Source organism: Streptomyces krungchingensis (assembly GCF_054729265.1).
Window position 1 is genome coordinate 7106838 of record NZ_JBPUKY010000001.1, and the last position, 14808, is coordinate 7121645.

Genomic DNA, 14808 nt, shown 5'->3' on the forward strand with positions numbered 1-14808 from the left:
CCGTCCGGGGAACGGAGACGCACATGTACGTACGACGGCCGCTCATCGCGGGGCTGGCCACGGTGGCCCTGCTCGCGGGTGCCACGGGCGCGGCCACGGCGGAGAGTTCTCCCGCGGCGGGGCCGACGGGCGACGGGGCGCAGGCGCTGTGCAAGCGGGCGCCGAAGATCGACCACCGGATCGACCGGGCGCTCAAGCGCCTCCAGGCCGGCCCGGGCAGGCGTGGCTCGGTCGCCCGGCTGGAGCAGCGCGTGGCCAACGCGAAGAAGGCGGGTCACGACGAGATCGCCACCTACCTGAAGGACCGGCTGACCTTCCGCACGTCGCTGGTGACGACGCTTCAGCAGCGGCAGAAGGATCTGAAGGACGTCCGCACCTGGTGCGCGGACCACGACAACGGGGCGAGGTGATGCGCGCGCTGCGGGTCCTGCCGGCGGTTGTGCTCGCCCTGGGGCTCGCCGTGGGCTGCGGGGCGCACGACGGTCCGGCGGCCGAGCCGTCGTCCGCCACCCCTTCGGGGTACGCCGACATGCAGAAGAAGGTGGACGCCGCCGAGTCGGCGGCGGCGGAGGCCGACCGGGACGCGCGCACCGACAAGTGACGGGCGCGGGCCGGTGACCGGCGGGAAGGAAGAAGGCGAGGGACGCCCACGGCACGTGGGTCCGCGTGACGCGGACCGGCCGGGGCGCCCCTCGCCGTCCGGATGGTTTCGGGCGGGAGGTTGAGGGCTGTCCCGTAATCCCCGGCGGGCGCACGACGACAGCTACGGCACCTCGCCGCGTTGTCGGATCGCCCGAATACGCCCGGTATGAGGACAACCCTCCGCCTTGCGACGCACCGCATCTGACGCCGCGCGCTGATCCACCAGGGATTACGGGAGAGCCCTCAGCGCTCCCCGCCGGGGACCCAGAGCACGTCCCCGACCTCGCCGTTCGCCGTGCGGGCGAGGATGAACAGCAGGTCGGACAGCCTGTTGAGGTAGGTCGCGGTGAGCGGGTTCATGGCTTCGCCGTGCACTTCCAGCGCGGCCCACGTGGACCGCTCCGCACGGCGGACCACCGTGCAGGCCTGGTGCAGCAGCGCCGCCCCGGGAGTGCCGCCGGGCAGGATGAAGGAGCGCAGCTTCTCCAGCCGCTCGTTGAAGCGGTCGCAGTCCGCCTCCAGCTTGTCGATGTAGAACTGCTCCACCCGCAGCGGCGGGAACTGCGGGTTCTCGACCACCGGCGTCGACAGGTCCGCGCCCACGTCGAACAGGTCGTTCTGCACACGGGTGAGGACCGTGATGATCTCCTCGTCGAGCCCGCCGAGCGCGATCGCCGTGCCGATCACCGCGTTCGCCTCGTTGGCGTCGGCGTACGCCGAGATCCGCAGGTCGGTCTTGGCGACCCTGCTCATGTCGCCGAGGGCCGTGGTGCCCTGGTCGCCGGTCCTGGTGTAGATGCGTGTCAGATTGACCATGAGGCCAGCGTAGTTACGCTCCGGCCGTCCGGAAGACCCGTGTGCCCACCGTCACGGAGAGCGCGGTGAAGCCGAGGGCCACGACGACGCCGTACAGCATGTGGGCCGTGGCGTACGAGCCCACGTACGCGTCACGCACCGCGTCCACCAGATAGCGGAACGGGACGAAGTGCGAGAGCACGTCCAGCCAGCCCGGCGCGAGGCTCATCGGCAGCATCAGGCCGGACAGGAGCATGGACGGCATGGTCAGGGCGTTGACCGCGGGACCGAACTCCTGCGGGGTGGCGACCTTCATCGCCATCGCGTACGACAGCGAGCCCAGCGAGACGGTGAGCAGCGCGACGAACGCGAATCCGATGAGCACACCCGGCAGCGGGGCGCGCAGCCCCATCGCCACCGCGGCCAGCACCAGCAGCACCGCCTGGAAGACGAAGACGGTGGCGTCGCGCAGCACCCGGCCGAGCAGCAGGGCCAGCCGGCTGACGGGTGTCACCCGCATCCGCTCCAGCACCCCCTGCCCGTTCTCGATGATGACGGCGAAGCCCGCGAACGCGGCGCCGAACAGGCCGAGTTGGAGCAGCAGTCCGGGCACGAGCAGCTGCCACGAGCTGCCCCGCCCGCCCAGTGGCAGCCCGGTGAGCAGGGGGCCGAAGAACAGCAGGTAGAGCAGCGGCATCAGCACGCCGAAGAGCAGCGCGAAGCGCGAGCGCAGCGACTGGCGCAGATACCGGCCGTAGATGAGCGCGGTGTCGTGAAGAAGCATCGGGGCGGTCCTATACGGCTACGGGGGCGGTGTCGGCCGGGGCCGGCCCGCGTCCGGTGACGGCGAGGAAGGTGTCCTGGAGCGAGGCGTCGGCCGAGCCGGCGTACGCCAGTTTCAAGGCGCCCGGCGTGCCCTCGGCGGCGACCACGCCCCGGTCGACGATCACCAGGCGGTCGGAGAGGGCGTCGGCCTCGTCCAGATAGTGGGTGGTGAGGAACACCGTCGTGCCGTGGTCGTCGCGCAGACGGCGGATCAGGTCCCAGAGGTCGGCGCGGCTGCCCGGGTCCAGACCGGTCGTCGGCTCGTCCAGGAAGAGCACCCGAGGCCGGTGCGTGAGGGCCATCGCGATGTCCAGGCGCCGCCGCTGGCCGCCGGAGAGCGCCGACGTCCTGCGGTCCAGCAGCTCCGTCAGGCCGAGGTCGTGGGCCAGTTCCTCGGCGCGTGCCACGGCCCGGTCCTTCGGCAGGCGGTACAGGCGGCCCTGGGTGACCAGTTCCTCCCGCGCGGTGATCTGCCCGTCGACGCCGCCCGACTGCGCGACATAGCCGCAGGCCCGGCGGACCCCGGCCGGATCGGTGGCCAGGTCATGGCCCGCGACGGTGGCGGCGCCGCCCGTCGGCGCGAGCAGGGTGGTGAGCATCCGGAGCGTGGTCGTCTTGCCCGCGCCGTTCGGGCCGAGGAATCCGAGGATCTCGCCCGGCCGCACGGTGAGGTCGATGCCGCGCACCGCCTCCACGGGGCCGCTCTTCGTCCGGAAGGTACGGGCCAAGCCGGCCGTACTGATGATTGCCATGCCGCCCAGAAAAACAGAGTCACTGAAATTTTGCAATGACTCCAAGATTTCAGGAGCTCCAGCGAAAGTTACGATGCGGGCATGGCTGAAGGGCTCAGGGAGCGGAAGAAGCGCCAGACCAGGCAGTACATCTCGGACGTCGCCACGGGGCTGTTCCTGGAGCGGGGCTTCGACGCGGTCACGGTCGCGGAGGTCGCTGACGCGGCGAACGTCTCCGTGAACACCGTCTATAACTACTTCCCGGCCAAGGAGGACCTCTTCCTCGACCGCTCCCGGGGGGTCGTCGACCGGCTGGCGCGCTGGGTGCGCGGCCGGAGCGCGGGAGAGTCCGCCGCCGCCGCGGTCCTGCGCGAACTGCGCGAGGAGGCGGAGGCCGTCTCGCCCCGGCTCGGCCTGATGGCCGGTTATGCCCGCTTCATGCATGTCATCCACGAAGCCCCCGCGCTCCGCTCGCGGTTGTGGGCGATCGCCCAGGAGGTCCTCGACAACCTGGAGGAGGCGCTGCGCGAGGAGACCGGCGCGTCCGACGACGACCCGCTGCCCGGTCTGGTGGCCGGCCAGATCAACTGGATCCACCAGACCGTGATGTCCGTCATCGGCAGGAAGATGATGGCCGGTCGAGATCCTGGCGAAGTGTCGCGCGAGGTGCTCGTCCTCCTCGACGACATGGAGGACCTTTTGAGCGAGAAGGTCCTCAACTACGCCGTACGGGGGGCGCAATGACCCGTGCCGGTGTGATGTCCGTCAGATGAGACGTGACGCGCATTACTTACCGGTCACACAGGCCCTCACGAGCGCTAGGGTCCGCCGGAGAGGCAACTCAGGGTTACCCGGGGTCGCCTTGCGAAGTCAGCGCCGGTCGACCCAGCTGACCTTTCTTTCGGCTGGGGGTCCGGGGGGCGTCCCCCGGGGAAACGCAGTAGGGGAGTCGGAGTGGCACGGAAGCTTGCCGTCATCGGAGCCGGACTCATGGGGTCCGGCATCGCCCAGGTCTCCGCGCAGGCGGGCTGGGACGTCGTCCTGCGCGACGTCACCGACGAGGCCCTCACCCGTGGCCTCGACGGCATCAAGGCCTCGTACGACAAGTTCGTGAGCAAGGGCAAGCTGGAAGCGGCGGACGCCGACGCGGCGCTCGCGCGCATCACCGCCACCACCGACCTGGACGCGGCCGCCGACGCCGACGTCGTCGTCGAGGCCGTCTTCGAGAAGCTCGAGGTCAAGCACGAGATCTTCCGGACGCTCGACAAGATCGTCCGCGACGACGCCGTCCTCGCCTCCAACACCTCCGCGATCCCGATCACCAAGATCGCGGCAGTCACCGAGCGCCCGGAGCGCGTCGTCGGTGTGCACTTCTTCTCGCCGGTGCCGATGATGCAGCTCGTCGAGCTGGTCCGCGGCTACAAGACGAGCGACGAAGCGCTCGCCACCGCCCGGGAGTTCGCCGAGTCCGTCGGCAAGACCTGCATCGTCGTCAACCGCGACGTGGCCGGCTTCGTCACGACGCGCCTCATCTCGGCCCTCGTCGTCGAGGCGACGAAGCTGTACGAGTCCGGCGTGGCGAGTGCCGAGGACATCGACCTGGCCTGCAAGCTGGGCTTCGGACACGCCATGGGCCCGCTGGCCACGGCCGACCTGACGGGCGTCGACATCCTGCTGCACGCCACCGGCAACATCTACACCGAGACCCAGGACGAGAAGTTCGCGCCGCCGGAGCTGATGCGCCGGATGGTTGACGCCGGTGACATCGGGCGCAAGAGCGGGCAGGGCTTCTACAAGCACTGAACGACCCCGCGGCGCCCGGACACCGGGCGCCGCATCCGGCACGGGATCCGCACGAGCCTCTGGAGCATCACTCCATGAGGTGAATTCGGTATCGGTTCGCTTACAGACGGCAACCTCTGCGGGCCTCAGCCAGTCAGACGATGCAACACAGACACAACGCGGAGTACGAGACGCACTCTCGGGGAGCGCATATGTACATCAGGGGCGACCACGCCGAGCTGGTCGTCGGGGGCCGCCTCGACGTACGCAGCGCGGCGGACGCCCGTACCGTCCTGCACTCGGCCGTCGACGACGGAGCCGGCGACCTGGTGCTGGACCTGTCCCGACTGGACTCCTGGGACGCCACCGGACTCGGCGTCATCATGGGAGCCCACCGACGGGCCGGGCGGTGCGGGCGACGACTCGTGCTGCGCGGCGTGCCACCACAGATGCAACGCCTGCTCGTCGCCACCCGGCTGCACCGGATCCTGGCGATCGAGGGCGGCATCGGCGTCGACTCCCTGCCCCGGGTGTGAGCCCTCGTACCCGTCCCGACCGGCGTACCAAAGGCACCACGCGCACAATCCTCACGAAGCTGTGACGTCTCGGACGGCGCGGTACCCCGCCTGTTCATAGATACTGTGCGAAGGTTTAGGGTTCGGCTGCCCGCCGCCCGAAACCCTGAGAGCGGGCACCGGACCAGAAGCGACAGCGCGGTGTGCAGCAAGGCCGGGAGGGGCTTGGCACACGACGCTTTTGGGGGGCTTGGAACATGGACCCGAACAACCGGGGACCCGAAGAGTACGGCCATGAAGACGACGGCCAGGCGCCTCGTTCGCGCCCGCCTCGTGACCCGCTCACCGCTGACCTCGGCCAGCACTCGCCCGCACTCGCCCGCACCGTCCAGCTCGTCGCGGGCGACTTCCTGCTCACGGTCAATCCCGTCGACGGCAGCGAGATCGAGAACTGCCCGCCCAACGAGCGGCCGCAGCCGCCGGTGAAGTTCAGCGCCGCCGAGCGGGCCGAGCTGGCCCGCGCCGCCCGGCCACCGGTGCCACCCGGCCCGGCGCAGCCCAGGCTGCCGCTCCTGGAGCGCCAGGAGCAGCGTGAGCGGCTCGTACGCCTCCTCGCGCGCGGGCGCTCGGTACGCCTGACCGGGCCGTCGGGATCGGGCCGCACAAGCCTGCTCGACGCCGTCGCCGACGACTGCGCGGACCTCGCCCCCGACGGCGTCGTCCGCCTCTGTGGCCACCGGCGCACCGCGGACGACCTGCTGCACGACCTGTTCACGGCCGTGTACTCCGCACCCCTGTACCGCCCGGAACGCGAGGAGCTGCTCCGGCACGTCCACGAGATCGGCGCGGTCGTCGTCCTCGACGACGCCGAGATCGGCGGCAGCGCGCTCGACGAACTGCTCGACGCCACCCCCGAGTGCGCCTTCCTGATCGCCACGACCCCCGACGTCCCCGCGGCGTCCGCCGACTCGCTCCTCGAAGAGGTGCTCCTCGGCGGCCTCGACCGCAGCGGCGGTCTGGAACTGCTCGAACGGGCCGTGGGGCGCGAGCTGACCGAGGACGAGGCGAACTGGGCGGGTGACCTCTGGTTCGAGTCCGAGGGCCTGCCCCTGCGCTTCGTGCAGGCCGGGGCGCTGCTGCGGCAGCGCGACCGGCTGCGGGCCAGCGAGGAGGCCTTCGACGAGTTCGGCGTCTTCCAGGAGGCGCCGGTCGACGCGCCCTTCGACGCCGGCGACGGCCACGACGTACCGCTGCCCTCGCTCGCCGAGGGTGCCGCGCCCGCCGCGCTGCTCGCGTCCCGGCTGAGCGACTCGGCGCGCACCACCCTGCGCTTCGCCGTCGCGCTCGGCGGCGAGGTCCCGCACCAGGCGCACCTGCCCGCACTCGTCGGCGACACCCACGCCGACGCCGCGCTCGCCGAGCTCGCGAACTGCGCGCTGGTCTCCCCGGTCGGCTCCCGCTACCGGCTCGCCGCCGGCGTGCTCACCCAGCTGGAGGCCGCCGGATACGCGGACGACCTGGAGGAGCGTGCGTTCACCGCCGCCCGGCACTACACCTGGTGGGCCGGCCACCCCTCGGTCACCCCGGAGCGGGTGTGCGCCGAAGCCGACGCCCTGCTCGCCGCCCTGACCGTGCTCGTGCCGCTCTCCACGGCTCCGCTCGACGACGAGGACGAGGAGAACCAGGGCGTACGGCTGGCCCGCACCGCGGCGCCCGCCTTCGCCGCCGGCCTGCACTGGAGCGCCTGGGAACGCATGCTGCGCGCCGGCTCCGAGGCATCCCGGCTCTCCGGCGAGGTCGCCGAACAGGCCTACTTCCACCACGAGTTGGGCATCCTCGCGCTCTGCGGAGGCCAGCTCGACCGGGCCCGCGCCGAGCTGGAGGCCTCCATCGGGCTGCGCGGCGCGCTCGCCGACAAGCGCGGCACCGTCGCGGGCCGCCGCGCCCTCGCGCTGGTCGCCGACCGCTCCGGGACCGTCGGGTCCGGTGCCGGCACGGCTGCCGGGGAGGAGGTGTCCGCCGCGCGCTACGAGGAGTCGGCATCGCCGCCCGGCGGGGTGCCGGCGGCCTTCGTGCTCGCCGAGCCGCCCGCCGAACCCACCACGCTGGTCACCCACCGGGCGGAGCCCGACCGTTTGGCCGGCAAGCCCATGGGCGTCGCGGGCCGGCTGGTCAGCGGCACCCGCCGCAATCTGGTGGCGGCCGGGGCCGGCGCGCTCCTCGTCGCGGTGCTCGGCACCGTGGTGACGCTCGGCGCGACCTCGAACCACGAGGACAACCCCCCGTCCGAGAAGGTCGGCGTCAACCCCTCGGCCACCCAGGGCGGCGACGACGACAGCCTGGGTGCGGACAAGGCCAAGAAGGACGGCGACTCCGACTCCGACACGGGGTCGGTGCCCACGCCCACCGATCCGGGCCCCGACGGCACCTACGGGACGTCGGACGACCCGACGCCGCCGTCGGCGACCGACAGCGGCGAGCCGTCCGACAAACCGAGCGGTTCGCACAGCTCGAAGCCGTCGACCAAGCCGCCGTCCTCGTCGTCGAAGCCGCCGTCGTCCACGTCCAAGCCGCCGTCGTCCACCTCGAAGCCGCCGTCGTCCACGTCGAAGCCCCCGACGACGCCCTCGACCCCGACTCCGACGGAGACGCCGACGACCACCACGCCGACGACGACACCGACCACGTCGGACAGCGCGAGCGGCCCCGCGTCGAGCGCGCCGGCCAGCACCACGGCCGGCGCCCCCGAGAGCAGCGGCACCGCCGCGTCGCCGGGCGGCGCGCTGATCTGACCGCACAGGGCAATGGGAGTGGGCCCGCACCGTCCACGGACGGTGCGGGCCCACTCCCATTGCCCCGGCGGGACCCTCAGGGGGTCAGAACAGCCGCAGCTTGTCGTCCTCGATGCCGCGCAGCGCGTCGTAGTCCAGGACCGTGCAGCCGATGCCGCGGTCGGTGGCGAGCACGCGGGCCTGCGGCTTGATCTCCTGGGCGGCGAAGACGCCGCGCACCGGCGCGAGGTGCGGGTCGCGGTTCAACAGCTCCAGGTAGCGGGTGAGTTGCTCGACACCGTCGATCTCGCCGCGCCGCTTGATCTCCACGGCGACGGTCCGGCCCTCCGCGTCCCGGCACAGGATGTCGACCGGGCCGATGGCCGTCATGTACTCGCGGCGGATGAGCGTGTAGCCCTCGCCGAGCGTCTCGATGCGGTCGGCGAGGAGCTCCTGGAGGTGCGCTTCCACGCCGTCCTTGATCAGGCCGGGATCGACGCCGAGTTCGTGCGAGGAGTCGTGGAGGACCTCCTCCATCGTGATGATGAGCTTCTCGCCCGCCTTGTTGATGACGGTCCAGGTGCCTTCCTCGTCACCGGAACCCTCCTTCAGCGTGCAGGGCGGCGACATCCAGTTGAGGGGCTTGTAGGCCCGGTCGTCGGCATGGATCGAGACGCTGCCGTCCGCCTTCACCAGGATGAGGCGGGGGGCCGACGGGAGATGGGCGGTGAGCCGGCCCGCGTAGTCCACGGAACAGCGGGCAATGACGAGACGCATGGTCGGCAACGCTACTCGACGGGCCCGGGTGCACGCGATTCGCCCTGGAAGGCGCATGTTCCGTGGTGGCTGATTGTGTGCCTACTGGGAGTTCGCTATGTGCGCATTCTCCTGGTGCCGTCACCGTCCGTTGCTTACCGTATAAACGGGAGGTCGCGGTGTGTGTACTCACCGTGTTCGACATCGCGAATTCCCTGTCCCTGTCCGGCAACCCCCGAGGTCTGGGGGTGCGAGAGGAGAACCCATGTCGCTCGACGTCTCACCGGCCCTACTCGAACAGGCCGAGCGAGGCGAGGTCGACGAAGCTGAATTCGTCGACTGCGTCCGGACCTCCCTGCCCTACGCGTGGGAGATGATCAGCTCCCTGGTGGCCCAGCTGAAGGTGGACGGCGGCAACTTCGCCGACAACCAGACGCCCCCGCCGGACGAGCAGGCACGTGGGCAGCTGCTGCGTGCGCTCGCGAGTGACGCGATTCGCGGCGCGTTGCAGCGGCACTTCGGAGTGCGGCTGGCCTTCCAGAACTGCCACCGGGTGGCGGTGTTCCCGCTGGACGCCTCGGTGGACGACACGCTGGCACGCTTCACCTCCGTCCGCAGTCAGGTGCTGAACCAGTCCCCGGAGTTCCGGGACTGCTGACACGGTGATGCCGTATGGCTTGCCGCTCCGTACGCGGGAGGTGCATTCGTACTGGGCGGCAAGCTCCCCGCACATCCGGCCCGTGGGGCCGGCCGCGTCACGTCAGCCGAGGTGGGGCAGTACTTCGGCCCCGAGCCGGCGGACGTTCTCCTCGGTCGCCGCGAGGTCTCCCGAGCCTTCGACCAGCAGGGCGAAGCGGGTGATGCCGGTGCGCTCCGAGGTCGCCGCGAGCCGGTCGGCGCACAGCCGTGGGGTCCCCACCGGGTGCAGGCCGCAGAGCAGTTCGGTGTACGCCAGGGGGTCGCGCATGGAGCGGGTGCGGCCGTCGACCGTCACATGGGCCTCCAGACCGTGCTTGAGCCAGCCCGGCATGGCCTTGACGAGCGTCTCGACGGCGTCGGTACGTCGGTCCGCGATCTGGCAGACACCGGCGGACACATGGGCCGCCCCGTACACCTCGTCCGCCGGGCGTCCCGCCCCACGCGCGCACTGCCGCCACAGGGCCACCATTTCGGCCTTCTCCTCGTCCCCGACATGCATGCCGAGGAGCATCGGCAGCCCGCGCTCCGCGGCGAGCCGCACGCTCGCCGGAGAGGTGCAGGCGACGACCACCTCGGGGCCGGGGACGCCGCTCAGTGCCTCCGACGGCCGGGGAACCACGGGGACTTCACGGAATCGGAAGCGCCCCGAGTCGCTCGCCACGGACGGCTCGCGCAGCCAGCGCACCAGCAGATCGAGTGATTCCGGGAACCCCTTCTCGTACGCGTCGAGACCCGAGCCGAAGACCTCCAGATCGACCCAGGGGCCGCCGCGCCCGACACCCAGCGAGAACCGTCCGCCGGACGTGAGGTGCAGCAGCGCGGCCTGTTCGCCGAGTGCCACGGGATGTGCGGTGGGCAGCACACTGACCGCCGTGCCGACGCGGATCCGGCTGGTGCGGCCGAGCAGATACGCGGCGAGCGTGACGGCCGACGGGCACGTGCCGTACGGCACGAAGTGGTGTTCGGCCAGCCAGACCGAGTCGAGGCCCGCTTCTTCCGCGACCTCGGCGGACCGCACCGCACGGTGCAGGGCCTCCCCGTGGCCCTGTCCCGGGAACTGCGCTGCCAGTACAAAACTTCCAACGTGCATGGCACTTCCTGCTTCCTCGGCTCCGACACGGAGCTCCCCCACCCGGCATAACCGCGTGACACGTGCCGAAGTCACGGCCTGGCGGAGAGATTTGCGGATTGTCTGCGAAATGGGCCGCCCGGTGGGCGATCTGTGCGGGTTGGTGCAGTACGCGTACCCCTGTGCGCGCCGCGTAGGCTGGACATGGCCGCTGCTCCCTGTATAGCTCCGTGAGGTGTTCCGTGTCCCCGCGTCGCAACCGTTCGAAGGGCGCCGGCAGCCCCGGCCGCAGCGCGTCCGCAGAGGACGACCGGGCCGACCGCTACGGCGGCTGGCAGTCCTCGGAGAGCTGGCAGGGCGAGGAGTGGAGCGTGCGCCACGTCGCGGGCGCGAGCGCCGAGGGCAAGACGTACCGCTGCCCCGGCTGCGACCAGATGATCCCCTCGGGCGTACCGCACGTGGTGGCGTGGCCGGAGCACTCGGGCGTCGACGAGCGGCGCCACTGGCACAAGGCCTGCTGGAACGCGAAGGACCGCCGTACCTCGCGGGTGCAGCGGCCCCGTAACGCGCCCAGGTTCTAGCGGGGCCCGGGAGCCCGGCCGAGCGGGTGCCGGCGGCTCGTCGGCGCGGCTTTTACCTGTGGTCTCGTGTGCCGTCAAGCCCCGAATCCTCGGAGCGTGACCCTGTCGCGGGATGCGGGCCTACTTGAAGTGCGGACCTCACCGGAAGAAACCGAGGCTCCGGAGGCGCGGAAGCGCCTCTCACTTCAGGAGGAGAGAACCATGACTCGCATGACCAGCAAGCGTGACGGCGTTCGTTCCAAGGGTCTGCTCGGCCTGGCGACCATGACCGCGTCGGCTGCCGTGATCGGCGGAGCCGTGATTCTGCCGGCGACCGCCGCGACGGCGGCCCCGATGTCCGCGACGTCGGCCGTGACCACGGTGGACGGACACAAGGGTCACCACAAGAACTACTGCTGGGACAAGAAGTCCAAGCACTTCAAGTCCTTCAAGCAGCACAAGAATCAGAAGTACTCGTGCTGGTACAAGACCTACAAGTTCTACTGGGACGACCACCACAAGTGCTACTACGTCGTCAAGAACCATGAGCCGCGGTACTTCGTGGCCAGCCGCAACAACCCCAGCTTCTTCGTTCAGCACGTCACCAACATCACGAACGTCAACATAAACAACGTCAATATCAACATCACGATCAACATCAACGACCCGAAGCAGTTCAAGGACGAGGACGGGATCAAGAAGGAGGGCGACGAGAAGACTCCGCCGGACGAGAAGACTTCGCCGGACGAGAAGACCTCGCCCGATGAGAAGACTCCGCCGGACGAGAAGACCTCGCCCGACGAGAAGACTCCGCCGGACGAGAAGACTTCGCCGGACGAGAAGACGCCGCCCGATGAGAAGACTCCGCCGGACGAGAAGACCTCGCCCGACGAGAAGACTCCGCCGGACGAGAAGACTTCGCCGGACGAGAAGACGCCGACCGATGAGAAGACTTCGCCGGACGAGAAGACTTCGCCGGACGAGAAGACCTCGCCCGATGAGAAGACTCCGCCGGACGCGCAGGGGACTGGTGACGCGCAGGGCACGGGTGACGCGCAGGGGACCGGCGACCAGCAGGGCACGGGTGACGCGCAGGGCACGGGCGACGCGCAGGGCACTGGCGATGCCCAAGGCACCGGCGACCAGCAGGGCACGGACCCGGCGCAGCAGGGCACCGGCGACCAGCAGGGCCAGGAGCAGGTTGTCCCTGAGCAGGACGCGACCGATCAGACCGCGACCGAGCAGGGTGCCACTGACCAGGGTGCGACCGACCAGGGTGCCACCGACCAGACCGCGACCGACCAGGGCGCGAGCGACCAAGGTGCGGCCGACCAGGCTCCCGCGGACAGCGGTGCGGAGGCGGACGCCGCCGCCACCGACGGCGGGGTGTGACGGTCACAGGACAAAGGCGACGGGGCGAAGGTCTTCACGACCTTCGCCCCGTCGCCTCTGCGCGCCCCTCTTCGGGGGGCGGACTCACACGTCCCGGCGCTCCAGCAGCACGAACGCGCCGATGATCGCCGCGGCCGTGACCCCGGCGAGCAGGCCGAGCTGCGCCCCGCCGTGACCGCTCTCGGTGTCCAGCTGGAAGATCCGGGCGAGGGCGTTGGGCGCGTTGTACTCCTGCATCTTCTCGCCGATGGTGCGCATGCTGTCGGACATCATCAGGAACGCGGGCATGATCGCGGGCACGAGCACCACACCGAGCATGGTGGTGATCGCTCCGGCCGAGTGGCGCAGCATCGAGCCGACCGCGAGCGCGAGGACGCCGAGCAGCGAGACGTACAGCGCGCCCATGATCACCGAACCGCCCCAGCCGACGTCCGAGGAGCCGCCGTGCATCCCGGAGGTCATCATGCCGACGAGCGCGATCGAGAAGGCCGACACGACGAACGCCACCGCGAAGAAGATGATCAGCTTCGCGGCGAGCACCCGGTGCCGCTGCGGCGAGGCCGTGAAGGTCGTACGGATCATGCCCGTGCCGTACTCGGAGGAGACCACCAGGACGCCCAGCGTGATCAGGCAGATCTGCCCGAGCATCAGGCCGAAGAAGGCCGGGATGGTGTACGGGACGTCGGTGAAGTCCTCGTTCGTGGTCTGCGCGGCGACCAGGAAGCCGATGCCGATCACCAGCAGCAGGAAGATGCCGAGCGTCCACATCGTGGAGCGCACCGACTTGATCTTCGTCCACTCGGAGGTGAGCGCGTGACCGATGTGGGTGCGGGTGACCGGGATCGGTGAGGTGTACGAAGCGCCGGGCGCCGCCTGCCAGTTGGGGGCAGCGGCGGCCTGCTGCGGCATCGGGGGCTGGGGCGTGCTCATCGGGCGTCCTCGGGCTTGGTCAGGTCGGGTGCGGCGGCGGGAGCGGCAGGAACAGCCGGTGCGGCGGCGGGCGGTTGCGCGGGAGCCTGCACGGGCGCCTGGGGCGCGGACTGGGCGTACGGGTTGCCGTCCGCGCCCGCGGGTGCGGACGGAGCGCCGTACGGGCCCGGAGCGCCGCTCGCGGGGGCGCCGTACGGGCCGGGCTGCCCCTGCGGCATCGAGAACGGCTGCCCGCCCTGCTGGGGCGGCGGCGGGGCGTACCAGCCCGGCTGCCCCTGGCCGGCGACCGGCATCTGCGGCTGGGGCACGGCGCCCGGCGGCAGCTCCTGCTGGAGACCGGCCTTCTGGTCGATGGTCGAGCGGTAGTCGACGGCGCCCTGCGTCATCCGCATGTACGCCTCCTCCAGCGAGGCCTGATGGGGCGACAGCTCCCACAGGCGTACGTCGGCGGAGTGTGCGAGATCGCTGATGCGGGGCAGCGGCAGACCGGTGACGCGCAGGGCGCCGTCCTGCTCGGGCAGCACCTGGCCGCCGGCCTCCGTCAGCGCGGCGGTGAGCTTCTCGCGCTGCTGGGGCTCGGTGTCCGGGGTACGGACCCGGGCGAAGTCGGCCGAGTTGTGCGAGATGAAGTCCTTGATGTTCATGTCGGCGAGCAGCTGGCCGCGGCCGATCACGATCAGGTGGTCGGCGGTCAGCGCCATCTCGCTCATCAGGTGCGAGGAGACGAAGACCGTCCGGCCCTCCGCCGCGAGGGACTTCATCAGGTTGCGGACCCAGAGGATGCCCTCGGGGTCGAGGCCGTTGACCGGTTCGTCGAAGAGCAGCACCTGCGGGTCGCCGAGGAGCGCGGCGGCGATGCCGAGCCGCTGCCCCATGCCGAGCGAGAAGCCCTTGGAGCGCTTCTTGGCGACGTCCTGGAGGCCGACGACACCGAGCACCTCGTCCACCCGGCGGGCGGGGATGCCGGACAGCTGGGCCAGGCACAGCAGGTGGTTACGGGCGTGGCGGCCACCGTGCACGGCCTTGGCGTCGAGCAGCGCGCCGACCTGACGGGGCGCGTTCGGCAGCTTGCGGTAGGGGAAGCCGCCGATGGTCACATGCCCCGAGGTGGGGTTGTCCAGGCCGAGGATCATCCGCATGGTGGTCGACTTGCCCGAGCCGTTGGGCCCGAGGAAGCCGGTGACGGCGCCCGGCCGCACCTGGAAGGAAAGGTTGTACACGGCCGTCTTGGCGCCGTAGCGCTTCGTCAGGCCGACTGCCTCGATCATGCTCCGCACCCATCGAAAGGTTCAGGACGTCGGGGCACACGCCCCCGTAAGGGTTAGGAGGATATCGGGGCGC

16 protein-coding genes are annotated in these 14808 nt (G+C 70.7%); 9 read left to right on the forward strand and 7 right to left on the reverse strand.

The genetic code is table 11. The features are described 5' to 3' along the window. Nucleotides 1–23: 23 nt before the first annotated feature. Nucleotides 24–410: a hypothetical protein gene (locus tag ACSYGO_RS31265; RefSeq protein WP_426682101.1), complete on the forward strand. Its 387-nt coding sequence runs from the start codon at nt 24–26 to the stop codon at nt 408–410. Then, nucleotides 410–601 (forward strand): hypothetical protein, encoded by a 192-nt coding sequence (locus ACSYGO_RS31270; RefSeq protein ID WP_426682102.1) that lies wholly within the window; start codon nt 410–412, stop codon nt 599–601. Before ACSYGO_RS31265 ends, ACSYGO_RS31270 begins: the two co-directional genes overlap by 1 nt. 284 nt (nt 602–885) lie before the next feature. On the opposite strand, the gene ACSYGO_RS31275 is transcribed toward ACSYGO_RS31270, so the two are convergent. From ACSYGO_RS31275 to ACSYGO_RS31285, 3 genes are read right to left on the reverse strand one after another with little or no spacing between them, the layout of a single operon-like run. After that, a complete protein-coding gene (locus ACSYGO_RS31275) occupies nt 886–1458 on the reverse strand; it encodes a cob(I)yrinic acid a,c-diamide adenosyltransferase (RefSeq protein WP_028804238.1) in 573 nt (190 codons plus the stop codon). A 13-nt stretch (nt 1459–1471) separates the two neighbouring features. Then, nucleotides 1472–2221, reverse strand: a complete 750-nt coding sequence (locus tag ACSYGO_RS31280) for an ABC transporter permease (protein WP_359499880.1) — start codon at nt 2219–2221, stop codon at nt 1472–1474. A gap of 10 nt (nt 2222–2231) precedes the next feature. Continuing rightward, nucleotides 2232–3014, reverse strand: a complete 783-nt coding sequence (locus ACSYGO_RS31285) for an ABC transporter ATP-binding protein (protein WP_460388471.1) — start codon at nt 3012–3014, stop codon at nt 2232–2234. A gap of 81 nt (nt 3015–3095) precedes the next feature. Between ACSYGO_RS31285 and ACSYGO_RS31290 the strand changes: the two genes are divergently transcribed. From ACSYGO_RS31290 to ACSYGO_RS31305, 4 genes are all read left to right on the forward strand, one after another. Then, on the forward strand, nt 3096–3737 hold the full coding sequence (locus ACSYGO_RS31290; RefSeq protein WP_426682104.1) for a TetR/AcrR family transcriptional regulator: 642 nt from the start codon (nt 3096–3098) through the stop codon (nt 3735–3737). Between the two features lie 210 nt (nt 3738–3947). Next, the gene (locus ACSYGO_RS31295; protein WP_432174588.1) at nt 3948–4796 is read left to right on the forward strand and encodes a 3-hydroxyacyl-CoA dehydrogenase family protein; all 849 of its coding nucleotides are present in this window, start codon (nt 3948–3950) and stop codon (nt 4794–4796) included. Between the two features lie 191 nt (nt 4797–4987). Next, nucleotides 4988–5311: an STAS domain-containing protein gene (locus ACSYGO_RS31300; RefSeq protein ID WP_426682106.1), complete on the forward strand. Its 324-nt coding sequence runs from the start codon at nt 4988–4990 to the stop codon at nt 5309–5311. 236 nt (nt 5312–5547) lie between these two features. Further along, entirely contained in the window at nt 5548–8082 is a 2535-nt protein-coding gene (locus ACSYGO_RS31305; protein ID WP_460388474.1) for an ATP-binding protein, read from the forward strand. Between the two features lie 84 nt (nt 8083–8166). On the opposite strand, the gene nucS is transcribed toward ACSYGO_RS31305, so the two are convergent. Beyond that, nucleotides 8167–8838 carry an endonuclease NucS gene (gene nucS, locus ACSYGO_RS31310; RefSeq protein ID WP_095936694.1) on the reverse strand — a complete coding sequence of 224 codons (672 nt, stop codon included), beginning with the start codon at nt 8836–8838 and terminating at the stop codon, nt 8167–8169. Between the two features lie 244 nt (nt 8839–9082). On the opposite strand from nucS, the gene ACSYGO_RS31315 reads away from it, so the two are divergent. Further along, nucleotides 9083–9475: an SCO5389 family protein gene (locus tag ACSYGO_RS31315; protein ID WP_028804246.1), complete on the forward strand. Its 393-nt coding sequence runs from the start codon at nt 9083–9085 to the stop codon at nt 9473–9475. Nucleotides 9476–9577: 102 nt separating this feature from the next. Here the strand turns inward: ACSYGO_RS31315 and ACSYGO_RS31320 are convergent, their stop codons facing one another. Then, nucleotides 9578–10606, reverse strand: coding sequence for an LLM class flavin-dependent oxidoreductase (locus ACSYGO_RS31320; RefSeq protein WP_426682108.1), 1029 nt, complete (start codon nt 10604–10606; stop codon nt 9578–9580). 221 nt (nt 10607–10827) lie between these two features. Between ACSYGO_RS31320 and ACSYGO_RS31325 the strand changes: the two genes are divergently transcribed. After that, nucleotides 10828–11166: an ATP/GTP-binding protein gene (locus ACSYGO_RS31325; protein WP_426682109.1), complete on the forward strand. Its 339-nt coding sequence runs from the start codon at nt 10828–10830 to the stop codon at nt 11164–11166. Between the two features lie 210 nt (nt 11167–11376). Continuing rightward, nucleotides 11377–12537 (forward strand): hypothetical protein, encoded by a 1161-nt coding sequence (locus ACSYGO_RS31330; RefSeq protein ID WP_460388477.1) that lies wholly within the window; start codon nt 11377–11379, stop codon nt 12535–12537. An 84-nt stretch (nt 12538–12621) separates the two neighbouring features. Here ACSYGO_RS31330 and ACSYGO_RS31335 read toward each other — a convergent pair whose 3' ends face one another. Both ACSYGO_RS31335 and ACSYGO_RS31340 read right to left on the reverse strand, forming a co-directional pair. Continuing rightward, nucleotides 12622–13467: an ABC transporter permease gene (locus ACSYGO_RS31335; protein ID WP_426682111.1), complete on the reverse strand. Its 846-nt coding sequence runs from the start codon at nt 13465–13467 to the stop codon at nt 12622–12624. Then, nucleotides 13464–14735, reverse strand: a complete 1272-nt coding sequence (locus ACSYGO_RS31340; RefSeq protein ID WP_460388479.1) for an ABC transporter ATP-binding protein — start codon at nt 14733–14735, stop codon at nt 13464–13466. Before ACSYGO_RS31340 ends, ACSYGO_RS31335 begins: the two co-directional genes overlap by 4 nt. Nucleotides 14736–14808 lie beyond the last annotated feature (73 nt).

What these genes read in the sequence shown, in the direction of transcription:
- ACSYGO_RS31265 (WP_426682101.1), top strand. Translation starts at nt 24, where the DNA reads ATGTACGTACGACGGCCGCTCATCGCGGGGCTGGCCACGGTGGCCCTG.
- ACSYGO_RS31270 (WP_426682102.1), top strand. Translation starts at nt 410, where the DNA reads ATGCGCGCGCTGCGGGTCCTGCCGGCGGTTGTGCTCGCCCTGGGGCTC.
- ACSYGO_RS31275 (WP_028804238.1), bottom strand. Translation starts at nt 1,458, where the DNA reads ATGGTCAATCTGACACGCATCTACACCAGGACCGGCGACCAGGGCACC.
- ACSYGO_RS31280 (WP_359499880.1), bottom strand. Translation starts at nt 2,221, where the DNA reads ATGCTTCTTCACGACACCGCGCTCATCTACGGCCGGTATCTGCGCCAG.
- ACSYGO_RS31285 (WP_460388471.1), bottom strand. Translation starts at nt 3,014, where the DNA reads ATGGCAATCATCAGTACGGCCGGCTTGGCCCGTACCTTCCGGACGAAG.
- ACSYGO_RS31290 (WP_426682104.1), top strand. Translation starts at nt 3,096, where the DNA reads ATGGCTGAAGGGCTCAGGGAGCGGAAGAAGCGCCAGACCAGGCAGTAC.
- ACSYGO_RS31300 (WP_426682106.1), top strand. Translation starts at nt 4,988, where the DNA reads ATGTACATCAGGGGCGACCACGCCGAGCTGGTCGTCGGGGGCCGCCTC.
- ACSYGO_RS31305 (WP_460388474.1), top strand. Translation starts at nt 5,548, where the DNA reads ATGGACCCGAACAACCGGGGACCCGAAGAGTACGGCCATGAAGACGAC.
- nucS (WP_095936694.1), bottom strand. Translation starts at nt 8,838, where the DNA reads ATGCGTCTCGTCATTGCCCGCTGTTCCGTGGACTACGCGGGCCGGCTC.
- ACSYGO_RS31315 (WP_028804246.1), top strand. Translation starts at nt 9,083, where the DNA reads ATGTCGCTCGACGTCTCACCGGCCCTACTCGAACAGGCCGAGCGAGGC.
- ACSYGO_RS31320 (WP_426682108.1), bottom strand. Translation starts at nt 10,606, where the DNA reads ATGCACGTTGGAAGTTTTGTACTGGCAGCGCAGTTCCCGGGACAGGGC.
- ACSYGO_RS31330 (WP_460388477.1), top strand. Translation starts at nt 11,377, where the DNA reads ATGACCAGCAAGCGTGACGGCGTTCGTTCCAAGGGTCTGCTCGGCCTG.
- ACSYGO_RS31335 (WP_426682111.1), bottom strand. Translation starts at nt 13,467, where the DNA reads ATGAGCACGCCCCAGCCCCCGATGCCGCAGCAGGCCGCCGCTGCCCCC.
- ACSYGO_RS31340 (WP_460388479.1), bottom strand. Translation starts at nt 14,735, where the DNA reads ATGATCGAGGCAGTCGGCCTGACGAAGCGCTACGGCGCCAAGACGGCC.